16 protein-coding genes are annotated in these 17,771 nt (G+C 63.8%); 5 read left to right on the forward strand and 11 right to left on the reverse strand.

The features are described from left to right. Nucleotides 1-36 precede the first annotated feature (36 nt). From WB785_RS21675 to WB785_RS21685, 3 genes are all read left to right on the forward strand, one after another. Entirely contained in the window at nt 37-1,098 is a 1,062-nt protein-coding gene (locus tag WB785_RS21675) for a dihydrodipicolinate reductase (protein WP_424081685.1), read from the forward strand. Nucleotides 1,099-1,249: 151 nt separating this feature from the next. After that, nucleotides 1,250-1,684, forward strand: coding sequence for an MmpS family transport accessory protein (locus tag WB785_RS21680; RefSeq protein WP_424081687.1), 435 nt, complete (start codon nt 1,250-1,252; stop codon nt 1,682-1,684). Continuing rightward, nucleotides 1,681-4,581, forward strand: coding sequence for an RND family transporter (locus WB785_RS21685; RefSeq protein WP_424081688.1), 2,901 nt, complete (start codon nt 1,681-1,683; stop codon nt 4,579-4,581). The genes WB785_RS21680 and WB785_RS21685 overlap by 4 nt, the downstream gene beginning before the upstream one ends. A gap of 26 nt (nt 4,582-4,607) precedes the next feature. Here the strand turns inward: WB785_RS21685 and WB785_RS21690 are convergent, their stop codons facing one another. The 10 genes from WB785_RS21690 to WB785_RS21735 all read right to left on the reverse strand — a co-directional run bounded on the left by WB785_RS21690 (nt 4,608) and on the right by WB785_RS21735 (nt 13,820). Next, nucleotides 4,608-5,441 (reverse strand): DegV family protein, encoded by an 834-nt coding sequence (locus WB785_RS21690; RefSeq protein ID WP_424081690.1) that lies wholly within the window; start codon nt 5,439-5,441, stop codon nt 4,608-4,610. 6 nt (nt 5,442-5,447) lie between these two features. After that, entirely contained in the window at nt 5,448-6,248 is an 801-nt protein-coding gene (gene octT, locus WB785_RS21695) for a diglucosylglycerate octanoyltransferase (protein WP_424081692.1), read from the reverse strand. Continuing rightward, nucleotides 6,238-6,903, reverse strand: a complete 666-nt coding sequence (gene gpgP, locus WB785_RS21700; protein ID WP_424081694.1) for a glucosyl-3-phosphoglycerate phosphatase — start codon at nt 6,901-6,903, stop codon at nt 6,238-6,240. Before gpgP ends, octT begins: the two co-directional genes overlap by 11 nt. After that, nucleotides 6,900-7,280 carry a ribosome silencing factor gene (rsfS, locus tag WB785_RS21705; protein ID WP_424081696.1) on the reverse strand — a complete coding sequence of 127 codons (381 nt, stop codon included), beginning with the start codon at nt 7,278-7,280 and terminating at the stop codon, nt 6,900-6,902. The genes gpgP and rsfS overlap by 4 nt, the downstream gene beginning before the upstream one ends. Next, complete coding sequence (gene nadD, locus WB785_RS21710) at nt 7,277-7,897, reverse strand: nicotinate-nucleotide adenylyltransferase (RefSeq protein ID WP_424081698.1); 621 nt, start codon at nt 7,895-7,897, stop codon at nt 7,277-7,279. Before nadD ends, rsfS begins: the two co-directional genes overlap by 4 nt. A 250-nt stretch (nt 7,898-8,147) precedes the next feature. Further along, nucleotides 8,148-9,590, reverse strand: coding sequence for a vWA domain-containing protein (locus WB785_RS21715; RefSeq protein WP_424081699.1), 1,443 nt, complete (start codon nt 9,588-9,590; stop codon nt 8,148-8,150). Between the two features lie 7 nt (nt 9,591-9,597). Further along, entirely contained in the window at nt 9,598-10,473 is an 876-nt protein-coding gene (locus WB785_RS21720; RefSeq protein ID WP_424081701.1) for an AAA family ATPase, read from the reverse strand. Between the two features lie 21 nt (nt 10,474-10,494). Further along, on the reverse strand, nt 10,495-11,742 hold the full coding sequence (locus WB785_RS21725) for a glutamate-5-semialdehyde dehydrogenase (RefSeq protein ID WP_424081703.1): 1,248 nt from the start codon (nt 11,740-11,742) through the stop codon (nt 10,495-10,497). Between the two features lie 111 nt (nt 11,743-11,853). Beyond that, a complete protein-coding gene (locus tag WB785_RS21730; RefSeq protein ID WP_424081705.1) occupies nt 11,854-13,140 on the reverse strand; it encodes a serine hydrolase domain-containing protein in 1,287 nt (428 codons plus the stop codon). 20 nt (nt 13,141-13,160) lie between these two features. Further along, nucleotides 13,161-13,820: a hypothetical protein gene (locus WB785_RS21735; RefSeq protein WP_424081707.1), complete on the reverse strand. Its 660-nt coding sequence runs from the start codon at nt 13,818-13,820 to the stop codon at nt 13,161-13,163. A gap of 306 nt (nt 13,821-14,126) precedes the next feature. On the opposite strand from WB785_RS21735, the gene WB785_RS21740 reads away from it, so the two are divergent. Next, complete coding sequence (locus tag WB785_RS21740) at nt 14,127-15,905, forward strand: ABC transporter ATP-binding protein (protein ID WP_424081709.1); 1,779 nt, start codon at nt 14,127-14,129, stop codon at nt 15,903-15,905. A gap of 31 nt (nt 15,906-15,936) precedes the next feature. Then, entirely contained in the window at nt 15,937-16,938 is a 1,002-nt protein-coding gene (locus WB785_RS21745; protein ID WP_424081710.1) for a phospholipase D-like domain-containing protein, read from the forward strand. A 4-nt stretch (nt 16,939-16,942) separates the two neighbouring features. Here the strand turns inward: WB785_RS21745 and WB785_RS21750 are convergent, their stop codons facing one another. Next, a complete protein-coding gene (locus WB785_RS21750) occupies nt 16,943-17,752 on the reverse strand; it encodes a class I SAM-dependent methyltransferase (RefSeq protein WP_424081712.1) in 810 nt (269 codons plus the stop codon). Nucleotides 17,753-17,771: the final 19 nt, after the last annotated feature.

Genomic DNA, 17,771 nt, shown 5'->3' on the forward strand with positions numbered 1-17,771 from the left:
GCCCACCGTTGGGCGCAACCGGCAAAGGAGGCCCCGATGAGCAAGATCAGCGCAGACCGTCCGTTTCGGGTGATCCAGTGGACCACCGGCAACATCGGGCGGCGATCGTTGCACGCCATCATCGGCAGACGGGACATGGAGCTGGTCGGCGTCTACGCCCACGGCCAAGACAAGGTCGGTGTCGACGCCGCCGAACTGTCCGGCTGGCCTGAGGCGACGGGGGTCAAGGCCACCAGTGACATCGACGCGCTGCTGGCACTGCGGCCCGACGCGTGTTGCTATAACCCGTTATGGCCCAATATCGATGAGCTCGTGCGGCTGCTCGAATCGGGAGTCAACGTGTGCTCCAGCGCGGCCTGGATCACCGGCGGCAAGCAGACCCCGCAAGACCGACAGCGAATCCTCGACGCCTGCGAGCGCGGCGGCTCGACCATCTTCGGCAGCGGCGCGCATCCTGGAATGACCAACCTCGTTGGCATGGCGCTCAGCGGGTCCTGCGAACGCGTCGACGAGATCCGCATCACCGAATCGGTGGACTGCTCCACCTACGAGTCCGCGGAAACTCAAACCGCGATGGGTTTTTCGCAGGACCCGGATACGCCGGGGCTGGCCGAGAATGTCCGGCGCGAAAGCGAAGTCTTCGCCGAATCGGCCGCAATGATGGCCGACGCGATCGGCGCCACGCTGGACAAGATCACCTTCGACGTCACCTTCACTGCGGCCACCGCCGACTCCGACTTGGGGTTCATGAAGATCCCGGCCGGAACCGTCGGCAGCGTGTACGGCTACCACCGCGGCTGGGTCGGCGACCGCAACGTGGTCAGCGTCGGCTTCAACTGGATCATGGGCAATCACGTGGTGCCGCCTAAGCCGCTCGAACACGGCCACGTCATCCAAGTCTTCGGGTTGCCCAACATGCGCACGGTGGTTCATTGCCTACCGCCGAAGGATTGGACCGAGCCCGGATTCATGGGGCTGGGCATGATCTACACCGCGATGCCGGTGACCAACGCCGTGCCGGCGGTCGTCGCGGCCAGGCCCGGGATCGTGACGCTCGCCGATCTGCCCCCGATCACCGGGCGTGCGGCACTGCCGTAATGACACCGGACACATCGAGGGAACCTAGCGGAACGCTATCGTGCCCTACCGTCTAGCATAGTTAGCCGAGCGAAGGTTCTATGGACATGACCAGCGGTGGTGGTTTCGGACTGAAGCTTCGACGGCGGCGGACGGGCGGGAGGTAGACCGAATGACGGTTGGCGGTTTGCTCCGACGTTGGTGGATACCGTTGCTTCTGGTCGTCGTGGTGGCTGTGTCGGCACTGGTGGTGTTTCGGCTGCACAAGGTGTTCGGTTCGCAAGACCTCAATGCGAACGCGGGGGCCGGGATCAAGATCGTTCAGTTCAACCCGAAAGTCGTGAAGTATGAGATCGACGGGCCACCCGGCAGCGTCGCGAACATCAACTACTGGGACGCCGACGCCAACACGCACCAGGTCAACGGTGCGCCGCTGCCGTGGTCGTACACCATTTCCACCACGCTGCCCGCGGTAAGCGCCAACATCATGGCCCAAACTGACGCCGGCCACATCGGCTGCCGGATCACCGTCGATGGCGTCCTGCGCGAGCAACGGAGCTCGGACGGCCACAACGCCCAAGCCTTCTGCCTGGTGAAGTCGGCATGACCGACACCGCGACAAGCCAGTCCAGGCACCCGCACCGACCGGTCATCCCGCACTTCATCCGTATCTTCGCGATTCCGATCGTTTTGGGCTGGATCGCGCTGACCGTCCTGGTCAACGTCGCCGTCCCGAGCCTGGAAATCGTCGGCGAGAACCATTCGGCGCCAATGGCGCCCTTGGAAGCACCGTCGAATCAGGCGATGGTGCGGATGGGGCACAACTTCAAGGAATTCAGTTCCAACAGCACCGTGATGGTGGTGGTGGAAAGCCAGCAGCCACTCGGCGCCGCCGCGCACCGCTACTACGACGACATCGTCCGTAAGTTGCGGCAGGACCGGGACCACGTTCAGCACATCCAGGACTTCTGGGGAGATCGGTTCACCGCGGCAGGTGCGCAGAGCGCCGATGCCAAGGCGTCCTACGTCCAGGTCAACATCGCCGGTAACCAGGGCACCACGCAGGCGAACGAATCCGTGGAAGCAGTCCGCAAGGTTGTCGACAACGAACAAGCGCCGCCGGGGGTCAAGGCGCACGTCACCGGCTCGGCGGCGCTATCCGACGACATGCACGTCATCGGCAACGCCAGCCTGGCCAAAATCACGTTGTTCACTTTGGCTGCGATCGCGATCATGCTGCTGCTGGTCTACCGATCGATCGTCACCACGTTGATTCAGCTGTTCATGACGTTCTTAGCGCTGCTATGTGCGCGCGGAACCGTTGCAGTGCTCGGCTATAACAACGCGTTCGGCCTCACCACATTCGCCGCGAATATCCTGACAATGCTGGCGATCGCCGCCGCGACGGACTACGGGATCTTTCTCATCGGCCGGTACCAGGAAGCGCGCGCGGCCGGCGAAGACCGGGAGACCGCCTACTACACGACATTTCGCGGGGTCGCCCCCGTCGTGCTGGGTTCGGGTCTGACGATCGCCGGCGCAACGTTCTGCCTGTGGTTTTGCCGGTTGCCTTGGTTCCACACCATGGGCGTACCGGTGTTCGTCGGCATGATCGTCGTGGTTGCGGCCGGCCTGACGCTGGGCCCGGCCGTGGTGTTCCTGGGCAGTCGTTTCGGCCTGTTCGAAAAGAAGGGCCAATCCCGCGGCCGGCTATGGCGGCGGGTCGGTACCGCGGTCGTGCGTTGGCCCGCAGCGATTTTCGCAATCAGCGGCGCGGTCGTGCTGGTCGGGATGGTGGCATTGCCCGGGTACACACCAAGTTACAACGACCGCCACTACCTGCCCGAGTCAGCGCGGTCCAACATTGGGTATGCCGCGGCCGACCGACACTTCTCCGAAGCGCGGATGAATCCGGACATGCTGATGATCGAGGCCGACCACGACATGCGCAATCCGGCCGACATGCTGGTGTTGGACAAGGTTGCCAAAAACGAGATCCGCACCGTCGGTATCGCGATGGTCCAGGACATCACCCGGCCGTTGGGAATTCCCATCCAGCACAGCTCGATTCCGTTCCAGAACAGCATCCAAGCCCAGACAACCATGCAGAACATGGATTTTCTGAAAGACAGAATGAAAGACATTCTGAAGATGGCCGACGAGCTGCAGGTCCAGATCGACTACACCGAGCGCTTGTTTCAAATAACGAAAGACCTTTCGAGCGCCGCCGACGACAGCGCGAAGACGACGGAGGAAACCTCGCAGATTACCGATGGCCTGCGTGACCACATCGCGGACTTCGACGACACCTGGCGCCCGCTGCGCAGCTTTTTTTACTGGGAGAAGCACTGCTACGACATCCCCCTCTGCATCTCGTTCCGGTCGTTGTTCGACTCGCTCGATGGTTTCGACCAACTCGCCGAGAAGTTTCACGAACTTTCGGGTGACATCGGACGCACTGCCACGGCCACCCACGAGATGCTGGTGTTGATCCCCACGATGATTGCGACGCTGAAGACCACTAAGGGAATCACGCTGACGCTGTACCAAACGTTCAACGCGATAATCAACCAGATGGAGGCGATGAGCAACACCTCGATCGTGATGGGGCAAAGCTTCGACGCCTCGCAAAACGACGACTTGTTCTACCTGCCGCCGGAGGCGTTCAGTAACCCGGAATTCATACGCGGCGTGAAGCTTTTCTTCTCCCCAGACGGAAAGTCGGTGCGCTTCTTCATCACTCACCAGGGTGATCCGATGTCACCCGAGGGAATTTCCCGAGTGTCCGCGGAGCGAACCGCCGCCCAAGAGGGACTCAAGCAGTCCTCGCTGTCCGACGCCAAGGCGTATCTCGGCGGAACCGCAGCGACCTTCCGCGATATGGCCGACGGCGAGAAATACGACCTGATGATCGCGGTGATTTCGGCTTTGACGCTGATCTTCATGATCATGTTGCTGCTCACCCGCAGCGTGGTGGCAGCACTGGTCATCGTCGGTACGGCAAGCAGTTCGATCGCCGCGTCCGTCGGGCTGTCGGTGCTGATCTGGCAAGACCTGTTCGGCGTGCACCTACACTGGATCGTCGTGGCCCTTTCGGTCATCATCCTGTTGGCGGTCGGCTCCGACTACAACCTGTTGTTGGTATCCAGGTTCAAAGAAGAAATTCACGCCGGGCTCAAGACCGGATACATCCGGTCGATGGCCGGCACCGGCGCGGTGGTGACATCGGCGGGTCTGGTGTTCGCCTTCACCATGGCGGCGATGCTGGGCAGCGACCTGACGGTGCTAGGTCAGTTCGGCTCGACGGTCTGCATCGGTCTGCTGCTCGACACGCTGGTGGTGCGCACCCTGTTCATGCCGTCGCTCGCGACGATGCTGGGCCGCTGGTTCTGGTGGCCCCTGGTGGTCCATCCGCGCGGTGACTACGGCAAACGAAAGCCTCGGCCGGTATCACCCGCCGAGGAGGACAACACCGCGCCATTGGCGGTCCAGGCGCAGCGGTGATGATGGCGGCGACCCGCTGCGCCCGGCTACTCGGCTACTTCGACGCACACCGCGAGCGCGCCGGCGCCGACGTGCAACGCCAGCACTGGGCCCAAGTCGGTGACGACCGCCGGTTCACACGCAGGCAGGCGCTCGCCGAGTGCGGCGACCAGGTCGGCGGCTCCGTCGGGGTTGGCGACGTGATGCACCGCGATGGTGGCTGACCGCTCCCCGACGACTTCACCCACCCGGTCGATCATCGTTGCGACCGCTTTGCTGGCGGTGCGAACCCGTTGTGCCAGCACAAGTTTGCCGTCTTCAATCCGCAGTAGCGGCTTGAGCGACAGCTTGGTGCCCAGCCAGGCACCGGCACCACCGATCCGTCCGCTGCGCCGCAAATTGTCCAGCTGATGGACGACGATGAATCCATGATTGCGGCCCACCGCCGCGGCCGCCGATTCCGCAACCGTGTCCAGATCGGCCCCGCCGGCCGCTGCCCGGGCGGCGGCCAACGCCACGAAACCCGTATTCATCGCAGTCGATTTCGAGTCGATCACCCGGATCGTTGAACCGATCTCGGCCGCAGTGGTTTCGGCGGCGCCAAAGGTTCCCGACAATGCCGCCGAAAGGTGCACCGCCACCACGCCATCGCCGCCGCTGTCATCCAGCGCCTGCCGGTAAGCCTCGCTCAGTTCTGTTGGAGTGGCTGCGGCTGTGGTGGCCTGCCCGAAGTCGTGGATGTCGTCGGGAACGTCATCCACGCCGTCCCGCAGGTCGAGGCCGTCGACCAGGATATGCAATGGCACCTGCCGAATTCCCCACTGTCGGCGCAGTTCGCCGGGAAGACGCGCCGACGAGTCAGTGACCACCATGACAGGCATCTGAGGTCAGCCCCGCTGCGTCTCGGTCGTGGCTTCGGCTTGATTGCGCGGCTCCTCCTCATCACGCTGCGCGTTCTGCATCGTCGCCACGCCGGCCTCGGCCAGCGCCTTCAGCGTCAACTCCGCGACCGCCTGGTGGGCTTCGAAGTTCCAGTGGATACCGTCGGGATTACCGCGACCACTCATAACATGTTCGGCGACAGCGGCTTTCAGGTCAACGAGCGGGACGCCGTGCTGCTCAGCCCACTGGGTAATCGCCCCGACCGTGCCTGCACGGCCGTGGTGGGCCTTTCCGTAAGTCCCGGCGATGTGCACCGACGGCAACGACGCCACGATCGGGATGCCGGGCCGGTTGAAATCGATTGCGCCGCGCGTCAGTTCGAGGTATTCGGCCGACAGATGTGGCGGCAGTGCAGCCCTGGCCACCGGAGACAGCCGCGGCTGCGCCCAACCGTAGCCGTCGCGCACCCATCGCCGCAGCCACGGCGGCCGCACATATCGGATGAGCTCACGCAACGCGGTCGGCAGCGGGGACGGCAGCGAATCCATTCCACCCGTCGCGAAGATCACCGCCCCGGCGCGAGGCAGCGCCGCCCAGGCCCGCGGGTCCTGAGTGGCTGCCCACCACACATCCCGACATGTCCAGCCGATGCGGCCGATCAGTTCCAGATCCCAACCTAGCTGCGCAGCAACAATATTGGGCCAGATGCGGGGGTCATCTGCGGGTAGGCCGCCGGTCGGGCCGTAGTAGGCCAGTGAATCGGCGAAGATCAGCAGCGCCGGGCGCGGCGGTTGTTCAGAGGACATCGCCGGCGACCTGTGCCGAAGCATTCCACACGTCCAGGCGCCACCGAATGTCATCGACGTTCTCGGCGGAGTGCCCGGCCAGCTGCGTCCAGCTGGCGTTGCCCATGCCTCCCACCGCGGGCCAGTTAGCGATCGGCAGCCGCAGCAGCGCCGCGGTCAGGGCCGCAATCAGCCCGCCGTGGGCGACCAGCACTACCGGCCGCTCCGGCTCCTCGTCGGCGCCCCATTCCGGCTCACCAGCGATCAGCTCGGCGATCAACGGCAGGCTGCGCGCCGCCACGTCGACCCTGCTTTCGCCGCCGTGCGGTGCCCAGGTGGCGTGCTCGCGCCAGGCCAGCCGAGCGCCCGGCGCTTTCACGTCGATCTCCGCGTGCGTCATGCCCTGCCAGTCGCCGAGGTGAGTCTCGCGTAACCGTTCGTCGACCTGAACCTTCAAGCCCGTGCGCTCCCCCAGCGCGACCGCGGTGTCAAAGGCGCGTCGCAGATCCGACGACACGATCAGCAGCGGCTGGCGTTTGGCCAGCGCTTCGGCAGCGGCCACCGCCTGCGCGCGACCCAATTCACTCAGCTCGGTATCTAGCTGGCCCTGCATCCGGCTGCCAAGATTGAATTCGGTTTGGCCATGCCGCAGCATCACCAGTCGGCGCGTCGTCATGACCGGCTCGCAGAGTCCGCCGACAAGTCCACCGCCACCAGCGGGCAGTCGCCCCAAAGCCGGTCCAGCGCATAGAAATTGCGTTCGTCTTGATGTTGGATATGCACGACGATGTCGACATAATCCAACAAGGTCCAGCGGCCCTCGCGGGCACCCTCGCGGCGTGCAGGCTTGTAGCCGGCCCGGCGCATCTTCTCCTCGACCTCGTCCACAATCGCGTTGACCTGTCGTTCGTTGGACGCCGAGGCGATCACGAAGCAGTCGGTGATTACCAGTTGACCGGAGACGTCGATCACGACGACATCTTCGGCAAGCTTCGACGCCGCCGCGGACGCCGCGACCCGGGCCATCTCGATCGCCTCCGGGCTGGCCGTCACCTCTGGTCCCCAGGTTTGCGGTAGAGCTCACGCTTGGAGATGTACTGCACGACGCCGTCGGGCATCAGGTACCACAACGGCCGCGACTCTTGCGCACGCCGACGGCAATCGGTGGACGAAATAGCCAGCGCCGGGATTTCGACCAACGTCAGGGCGTCATCGGGAAGGCCGTCGAGGACATCGGCGAGATGGTCGCGGCCCAGCTCGTAGCCGGGCCGGCTGACCCCCACGAACCGCGCCATCGCGAACATTTGCTCCAAGTCCTGCCACGACAAGATCGAGGCCAGCGCATCGGCGCCGGTGATGAAATACAGCTCGGCGTCGGGGTTGAGGTTGTGCAAATCCCGCAATGTGTCCTTGGTGTAGGTGAGCCCGCCGCGGTCGATGTCGACCCGGCTCACCGAAAAACGGGGGTTGGCCGCCGTGGCGATGACCGTCATCAGGTAGCGGTCCTCGCCGGCGCTGACCTGGCGACCTTTCAGCCAGGGCTGCCCGGTGGGCACGAAGACAACCTCGTCGAGATCGAACAGATAAGCGACCTCGCTGGCTGCGACCAGGTGGCCATTGTGGATGGGGTCGAATGTCCCACCCATCACTCCCAGCCGCCGCTTTCGCATGGTTTGCCAGCTTACTGGAGGGCCCGACGCAGCTCCGGACGGCGGATCGTCACATCTGCCTCAGAAATCTCCGCGCCGGCAAGAGCAACGATCTGCCCGCCTCTCAGCGACAACTCTCGTCAACCACATGGCAGAAGCCAAAGCAGCGGACCTAAGACCGCGATTGTCGCTGTGAGGCGGGCACATCGCGCACGACGGCGGTCAGGGACGGGTGGGGCAGATGTGATGATGCAGAATTTCAAGAGCTGCGTCAGACCGGCAGCAGCTGGTCGATCACCGCGGCCAGCTGCTTGGCGGAGCGGCATTCGTGCATCGTGATCACCTCTTGGTAGCGCGGCACTGCCGAGTCGCCGCTGCCCCACAGGTGTTTGGGCTCCGGGTTGAGCCAGTGCGCGTGCCGGCTGGCGGTCACCATGTGAGCCAGCACGTCGGTCGCCGGGTCGCGGTAGTTGGTGCGGCCGTCCCCGAGCACCAGCAACGAACTGCGCGGCGACAGCACGTTCGGATGCGCCTGAATGAACGAGACGAACGCGTTGCCGTAATCACTGTGCCCGTCGCGGGTGTAGACACCCGCTTCGCGGGTGATCCGCTGGATCGCCACGGCCAGGTCGGCGTCCGGACCGAACATGTGGGTCACCTCGTCGGCGGTGTCGATGAAGGCAAACACGCGAACGCGGGAAAACTGTTGCCGCAGTGCATGCACCAACAACAGGGTGAAGTGGCTGAAACCGGCGACCGACCCCGACACATCGCACAGCACCACTAGTTCTGGACGCGCCGGGCGCGGCTTGCGCAGCACTAGGTCGATCGGGACGCCGCCGGTGGACATCGACTTGCGCAACGTCTTGCGCAGGTCGATCGCCCCGGCACGGGCACGGCGCCGACGGGCGGCCAACCGGGTGGCCAGGGTGCGGGCCAATGGTTGCACCACCCTGCGCATCGAGCGAAGCTGTTCGCCGGAGGCGCGCAAGAATTCGACGTTCTCAGCCAGCTGCGGGATTCCGTACATCTGGACGTGGTCGCGACCGAGTTGCTCGGCAGTGCGCCGCTTGGTTTCGGCGTCGACCATCTTCCTCAACTGTGTGATTCGCTGGGCAGCAAGCGCTTTGGCGATCTGCTCCTGAGTCGGCGTGGGTTCGTCGCCGTAGGGGGCGAGCAGACCGGCCAACAGCTTGCCCTCCAGCTCGTCGAGCGCCATCGACTTGAGCGCCTGATACGACGAGTAGGACGGGCCACGGCTGGAGTTGTATTTGCCGTAGGCGTCGACGATTTGCGCGATCATCGCGACCAGCCGCTCATCCATGTCGGCGAGGTCGGCGTTGGCGGTGAGCAGATCCAGCAGCATCTGCCGCATCGCCTCGACATCGTCAGGCGGCAGCTGCATCTCGGGATCGGCCTGCACCTCTTCGGCCACCACCGCACGCGCACCCAGCGCGGCGGGCCACCACAGGTCGAACATCGCGTCGTAGGTCTCACGGTGCTCGGGCCTGCGCAACACCGCACATGCGAGACCCTCACGAAGCACCTCGCGGTCGCTGAGACCCAGCACCGCCATCACTTTGCCGGCGTCCACCGTTTCCGATGGCCCAACCGAAATCCCTTGTCCACGAAGCGCTTCGACGAAGCCCACCAGATGACCGGGCAAGCCGTTCGGCGCCAGTGGATGGCTGGGACGAACGCGGCGGACGGCCATCAGTGTCCTAGTTCAGCCGAAGTTCGCCGGTAGCGCGCTGCTGATCGGATTGATGTTTGAGCACGACGCCCAACGTGGCGGCGATGGTCGCATCATCGATGGTGTCCATGCCCAGCGCCAGCACCGTGCGTCCCCAGTCGATGGTCTCGGCCACCGACGGCAGCTTTTTGAGCTGCATTCCGCGTAGCACACCGATGATGCGCACTAGTTCGTCGGCGATGTGTCCGGGCAATTCCGGGACGCGGGACAACAGGATTCGGCGTTCCAGCTCAGGGCTGGGGAAGTCGATGTGCAAAAACAGGCAGCGACGCTTGAGCGCCTCGGACAGCTCGCGGGTGGCGTTGGAAGTCAGCAACACGAACGGCGCCCGCTCGGCGGTGATAGTGCCCAGTTCGGGGACCGTCACTGCGAAGTCCGACAGCACTTCTAGCAGTAGACCCTCGATTTCGATGTCGGCCTTGTCGGTTTCGTCGATCAGCAGCACGGTGGGCTCGGTGCGCCGGATCGCGGTCAGCAGCGGCCGCGACAGCAGAAACTCCTCGCTGAACACGTCCATCTTGGTCTGGTCCCAGTCGCCGGACCCGGCCTGGATGCGCAGGATTTGCTTGGCATGGTTCCACTCGTAGAGCGCGCGGGCCTCGTCGACGCCCTCGTAGCACTGCAGCCGAACCAGACCGGATCCGGTGGCCTGCGCGACGGCGCGGGCCAGCTCGGTCTTACCCACCCCGGCGGGTCCTTCCACCAGCAGCGGTTTGCCCAGCCGGTCGGCGAGGAAAACGGCGGTCGCAGTGGCGGTGTCGGGCAGGTAGCCGGTTTCGGCCAGCCGCTGACCGACATCGTCGATGTCGGCGAATAGCGGTGCGGGCCGCGCGGGCACAGTCACTTTTGTGGTCTCCTCAGCAATTCAGGCCGGGCGGGTCTGACCGTCTCCCCAGACGATCCATTTGGTCGAGGTCAGTTCCGGCAGTCCCATCGGCCCGCGGGCGTGCAGTTTCTGGGTGGAGATGCCGATCTCGGCACCGAACCCGAATTGCTCACCGTCGGTAAAGCTTGTCGACGCGTTGACCATCACCGCAGCCGCATCGACCGCTTCGGTAAACCGTTGGGCGGCAGCCATATTGGTGGTCACGATGGCTTCGGTGTGACCGGTGCCGTACTCATTGACATGTGCGATAGCTTCGTCGACACCATCGACGACGGCGACTGCGATCTCCATCGCCAAGTATTCGCGCCGTAAGTGGGCCTCGTCGGGGTCGAGATGTACGGTCACGCCGGCGTCTTGCAGCGCCGAAATCAGTCGCGGCAGGGCCTGTCCGGCGATCGCGGTGTCGACCAAAAGCGTCTCGGCCGCGTTGCAGACGCTGGGCCGACGGGTCTTGGAATTGAGCAGGATCCGTTCAGCCATCTCGAGATCGGCGGCATCGTGCACGTAGACGTGGCAGTTGCCGACACCGGTCTCGATGGTCGGCACTTGCGCGTCGCGAACCACCGCGTCGATCAGCCCTGCTCCCCCGCGCGGGATCACCACGTCGACCAAGCCGCGGGCCTGGATCAGATGGGTGACGGTCGAGCGGTCGGCCGACGACAGCAGCTGGACGGCGTCGGCGGGCAAATCTTCACTTCGCAGCGCAGCACGCAACACCGAGACCAGCGCCTCGTTGGAATTGGCCGCCGATGCACTACCGCGCAGCAGCGCGGCGTTGCCGGACTTGAGCGCCAGACCGAAGGCATCGACGGTGACGTTGGGCCGACCCTCATAAACCATCCCGACAACGCCGAGCGGCACCCGTTGCTGGCGTAGTGCGAGGCCATTGGGCAAGGTGTAGCCGCGCAGAACCTCTCCGACCGGGTCGGGCAGTCCTGCGACCTGACGCAGGCCGGCGGCGATTCCGTCGACCCGCTTCGGGTCCAGCGCCAACCGGTCGATTATCGAGGTCGGTGTCTCGGCGGCCCGCGCCGCGTTCAAATCTTCGGCGTTAGCCGCCAGGATCCGATCGATGTTAGCGACGACTGCGTCGGCGGCGACACACAATGCCTGGTCCTTGGCGACCGTCGGCAGTGAGGCCAGCACTCGGGCGGCGACCCGTGCCCGACGTGCGGCTTGGTGCACCTGTTGGCGCAAGTCAGGAGCCGACGGAGCATGCACTGTCATTAACCCAGGGTATCGATCTTCCTACGGCCCGGTTGACACGGCCCCATTTGACTCTAGGATGGCCGCCCGGCAAGCCGGGCTTCGCATCCGTGCGCATGCTCGCCCAGCGCATCAGATGGCGGCTGAGATCTCTTTGAGCATAGCTATTCCGGCGTTGTCGGCAATGATGTTCGGCTGGCCCTTGGTCCAGTAGGTGTTGGCCAGAACCGCGATGCCGAGCGGCTCTTCGTTCGGACCGCCCATGGTCATACCGATCCAACACGAACAGCCGCCCAGCGACGTCAGACCGTCCTTCCAGACAATTCGCGGCGGACCGGGCGAGACCTGCCAGGCCAAGCCCATATTCGCAGGTCCGCGCTGGGATTCGCCGCACTGGTTGAGCGACAGCGGCGACGACTGGGTGGTCGACGCCAGCGCTTTGTCCAGCGGCCTAGATCCGTTAGGCGCCGCCAGCTGCGCCTGCAGCCAGGTGTGCATGTCGGTGGCCGAGGACTTGAGATCGGACGCCGCGCTGGCGGAGACCATCTGGCCGCCGTCGGGATAGGCCTGCGCCACCGGAGCGCCGCCCGGCACGATCGTCACTGTGTCGGGCATGTTCAGCGGCCCGGTGATCTGGCTCTGCAGCAGAGCCGAATATGCCTGTGCCGGTGGAGGATTGCCCCCGGCCGCGCAGCCGTAGGCAGCGGCCGTGGTGAAGCCCAATGTGATGAAACCCATGTCCGAATAACGCCAGCAGCTACCCGGGGGCAGACCGTTGTGGGTCCGCCAGAAGTCAAGCAGCCCAGGCGGTGGCGCCGACGGGCTGGTTTGGAAGAGACCCACGCCGTCTTGGGGACTGCCCGACGGAGTGGGCAGACCGGAAGTGTGCTGAGCCAGCATTCGCGGGGTGATCTTCAGCATTGTTTGGCTGAGATTGCCGCTGCCGCCGAGGTATCCGGACAAGTAGCGCTGCAGGCCCGCATCCCAATCGAAGCAACCGGGATTTGTCACCACCCCGTTGGCAAACAGCGCAGTGGTGAAGGTTTTGGTGATCGACCCGATGCAGAACAACGTTCTCGGCGTGGGCGGGGTCTGGTCGGCCACCGTGCCATACATGTAATAGGGATTGAATTGGCGATTCGGATACGCGAACGCCACCGCGACCCCGTAGTTGGCCCCGGGCTGGTTGGTCTTCGCATGCAGATTCTGGAGCAGCGTCTGGGCGTGGTTACCGATGATCTGGTTCAGCGCAGGCTGCGTCAGCCTGATGGCCCGGGTCGTCGCATCCGGCACCGGGTTGGCGGTCTCGGTTTGCATCGGGGGTGTGGACGGCCCGCATCCCACCGTCGTCGCGCCCAAGCCGAGCACACCCACCCCGGCTGCGAGCCGGCCGAACTCACGCCTTGATATGCCGCTCATATGCTGGTCCTCCCCACGTTTCAGACGGGCATGAAGTCACCGGCGAACCAGGCGCTGGTCACCGTGTGCGTTTGGGGCGGCGGGAAGACCGCCGTCGGGGATCCGAGCTGGCCGGTTTTGACGGTCCATGCCGGCATCGAGCGATCGATCGCGGCAGTGGCGCCCTGGCTGGGTAACACGAGCACGGCCAGGTTCGCGCTGGGCGCGCCGCAAATGTAGGCCCCGACATAGCCGTCTTGGCGTCCGCCCCAGGCGCCGCCGTTGCGCAACAAGCAGTGGGTGTTGTCGTCGAGCAGCAGCGCATACGGTTGCGGTGCCGCAACGGGCTGAACATGCGGCAGCGGATCGGGGTAGGTCACCCGATGCAGCTCTCTATTCCAGGGATCGTCACCGCAGAGTAGGGATCCCGGTGTTGACGGCCAGCACACGTCAGCGCCGGCCGCGCTCGGTGAGCAGTAGTAAATGTCATCGGCTACCGCAGCTGGAGATGGTGTGGTGCAGTCGACTACGTTGTCGACGTTGCTTTGTGACGGCGCCACTTGGTAGCCGTTGATTGGTTCTCCATTGGGGCCGACAGTCACTGCCGTGATCACCTGGGTGGGCGGTGGTTCGGCGCCGACGAAACCCGCTGCCGCCACCGCGGCAACTGCGACGAAAACGATCGGGACAACGACCCGCATTGAACCTCCCCGGCACACATGCTGCCGCTTAAGGGTAAGGCCCGCGAAAGCTGCGCAGAGGCGAATTCGGCGACCGCCGTCCAAACTCGCTATGGGCCTTCGTCGTTAGTTGCCACTGCTCGACTCTTGGCGGGTTTACCCAGGCAGCGCGGCTGTGTTCGAGCGCAGCCGGTTTTGCACCAAAGCAGCGCGAAAACGTCCTTTGCGCTGGTAGCTTCGTCGCGGAGGGCTTCACTTCGAGTACACGGAGTTGTTAGCTGGGATCACGTCCGTCTGGCATTCTGCCCACAAAGGAAGAAGGTTGCTATGACGCGCCTAATCCTTGAATTAGTCCGGCCATACCGGTGGGTCATCGCGATCATCTTGGCGGCCATGCTGATGCAAACGGCCATGAGCCTGGCCGGCCCTTGGCCGCTGAAAGTCATCCTCGACAATGTGGTGGTCGCCAAGCACCCGCTTCCGCATTGGATGACGGACCTGCTGCCGATCCTCGGCGGCAAAAACAAAATGCACATCGCGGAGCTGGCGGCGCTGTTCTTCATCGTGATCGCCATCGTGAACGCCGTCGCGTCCTACATCGCCAACTACTACACCGAGACCGTCGGCCAGTGGGTTGCCTACGATCTGCGCACGCGCACCTACCACCATCTGCAGCGGCTTTCGCTCAGTTACTACGACACCCACCAGGTTGGCGCGATTGTCAGCACCATCAACGATGACGTCGACACCATCCAAAGCTTCGCGTCCGACTCCATCACCGACATCCTCATCGACGCGCTCACCATCGTGGGCATCTTGGGCGTGATGTTCGCAATCGACTGGGAATTCGCGCTGATCGCGATCATCGTGACGCCGTTCTTGCTGTTCTTCGTCTCGCGAGTCCGGACGGCGGTGAAGAAAGCGACACACGAGGTGCGCCTACGCCAGGCCGACATCGTCAGCGCAGTGCAGCAGGGTCTGGAGTCGGTTCGCGTCGTTCAGGCATTCGAGCGCGAGGACCTGCAGGAGGCGGAGCTGAGCCGGGTCGGGAAACAAACCATCGACGCGGCGCTGCGGGCCCGGCGGATCAAGGCACTGCTCGCTCCGTTCGTCTCCATCGTGGTCGCGCTGTGCACCGGTTTGGTGCTCTGGCGGGGCACATCGCTGGTGTTGGCCGACGCCATGGAAGTCGGCACCCTCACCGTGTTTCTTTCGTATCTGGCCATGTTCTTCAAGCCAGTGCAGGATCTCGCCACGATGACCAATACGATCGCACAGACATCGGTGGGCGTGGAGCGAGTCCGGGCGATTCTCGATGCCGACGCCGTTATTCCGGACCGCCCCGATGGTCTGGAGCCTGAGACGTTGCGCGGCCTCATCGAATTCGACCATGTGTCTTTCGGCTACGACCCGGCGTGCCCGGTCTTGCGCGACGTCAGTTTCACAATCAAGCCGGGCCAACTGGTCGGGTTCGTCGGCCCCACCGGCAGTGGGAAATCCACTGTGGTAAGCCTCATCCCGCGGTTCTACGACGGAGACTCGGGCAGCATCAAGATCGACGGCGTCGACGTCCGCGACTACAAGCTGCACGAACTCCGCAAGCACATCGGCTTTGTCCTACAGGAGACCGTGCTATTCCGCGGGACGATCCGCGAGAACATCGCCTACGGCCACCCCCGGGCCACCGAGGACGAAATCGTGCAGGCGGCGAAACTGGCCAATGCCCATGAGTTCATCAGCCGCATGCCCAACGGCTACGACAGCGCGGTCGGTGAGCGCGGTCTCACGCTCTCCGGTGGCCAGCGGCAACGAATTGGCATCGCCCGCGCGATCATTCGCGACAACCCGATCCTGATCCTCGATGAGCCGACCGCGGCACTAGACACCGAGTCCGAACAACTTGTGGTCGAGGCGCTGGAACGGCTGATGAAGGGTCGGACGGTGATTACTATCGCGCATCGACTGAGCACGATCCGCGACGCAAACGACATCATCGTCCTCAAGGACGGCGTGATCGCCGAGAATGGCACCCATCAGCAGTTGCTGGCGCTGGGCGGCGTCTACGCTGGCCTGCATCGCATCCAGTACGAGGAATCCTCGGCGTAGGCCGCGCTTTCAGGCATACCGTGGAGGTCAAATGTCCCATTCGATAATCGTTCTCCCTGACGACTCCGCGCGGCCTGTGCTCAACGCCATCAACGGCGCAACGCAGTCGCTGCGAATCAAGATGTTCGTCTTCTCCGATCCGGCGTTGTTGCAGGCCGTTATCGCCGCGCAGAAACGTGGCGTAAAGGTTCAAGTGATGCTGAATCCCGCCCGGCGTAGCGGTGAGGCGGACAACGAGGACGCACGGGCTCGACTGACCGCAGGCGGCGTCGAAGTTCTCGATAGCAACCCGGCTTTCGATCTCACCCACGAGAAGTCCATGGTGGTGGATGACGCGCACGCTTTCGTCAAGTCGCTGAACTGGGCAACCGAGAACTTCACCGAGACCCGCGACTACGCCGTCGTGACCTCCCGCGGCGCCGAGGTGAAGGAGATCATCGCCTGCTTTGAAGCCGATTGGAACCGACAGGCGTTTGACCCTGGGTCCCGCTCACACCTGATTTGGTGTCCCACCAACGGGCGAGATCGTATCGCTGAATTCATTGATGAAGCCAAGCATTTCCTTTTCATCCAGAATGAGCGCTATCAAGATGCCATCATCATCGAGCGTCTGGTGCGCGCGGCCCGTCGTGGTGTGAAAGTTCATGTGATGGCTCGGCCGCCGCATACCCTCAAGAAGGAAAAGCTCATTGAAGGAGTCGGCGGCCTACGCATCTTGGACGACGTCGAGGTCAAGATCCACCGGCTGAAGCATCTCAAACTGCACGCCAAAATGATTTTGGCCGATGGCATTCGGGGCATTGTCGGGTCCATCAACCTGGCACCGGGTAGCTTCGATAGCCGGCGTGAGCTCGCCATCGAAGTGCGCGACGACGACGTCACGGAACGCTTGCACGAAGTGGCTCAACATGACTGGGGGAATTCACGGCCGCTTGACTTGACCGACGAAGGCCTGATTGCCGATCTCGAAGGGCGATATGCGGACAGTGCCGAGAAACTAGCCTTGGGCGAGCATCACCACAAGCACAAATAGGCGATCAATCTCGCGTGGGCTTGCGTCCCCACACATATTGGGTCAACTGAGTTCGGTAGGTGAAGGTCGGATCCTCGTAGGCCTGCCGCATCTTGGCCATCTCGCCCTCGCTCAGGACGCCACGCTCGATGACCGCATCGTCGATTCGCTGCCAGGTTTTGATCCACATATCCGAGAATGGGTCGCCACCATGCACAACACGTGCGACGCCCTCGTTGCCCAGTTGCACCAGTCCGAGCGCCTCCATGTGTGACAGCAAGACCTTGCCGAACCGAAAATCGGCAATCTTGGCCGCCGAGGCGAACTCAACGCGTTTGCGATAGCAAGAGTCGAACAACTCGGACAGCGGATGATCGGGATCCACCGACCCCGCGACGTCGTTATCGGGGTCGGCTGCGACCAGCCAACCGCCTGGACGCAGCGCGCCGGTCATGCGCCGTAACGCAGCTGCAGGGTCATCCAAGTGCATCAGGACAAACCTGCAGTGAACCAGGTCGAATGACTCGGACTCCACGTCATCGAGGGTGATGTCGCATTGGCGCACTTCGACATTCGGCAGACATAGATCTCTGAGGTACCTCGGGTCGGCATCGGCAGCGACTACATGTCCGGTTAGACCGACGCGCTCGGCAAGCCAGCGCACGATCGCACCCGCGCCGGCGCCGACCTCCAAACAACGCCATCCAGGGCCGACGCCGATGGCCTCGAAAAAGCGGCGGGTATGCGGATCGCATTCGTTCTCCAACAGCCTCAGCCGCGAAAGTTCGTCGTGCGAGTCTGCGTCTGCGGCGAAGTAGTGGCCTTCTACCTGCATGGGAAACCCCACTTCATCT

The sequence above is a fragment of the Mycobacterium sp. genome (genome assembly GCF_049585075.1).
Taxonomy (GTDB): Bacteria; Actinomycetota; Actinomycetes; order Mycobacteriales; family Mycobacteriaceae; genus Mycobacterium.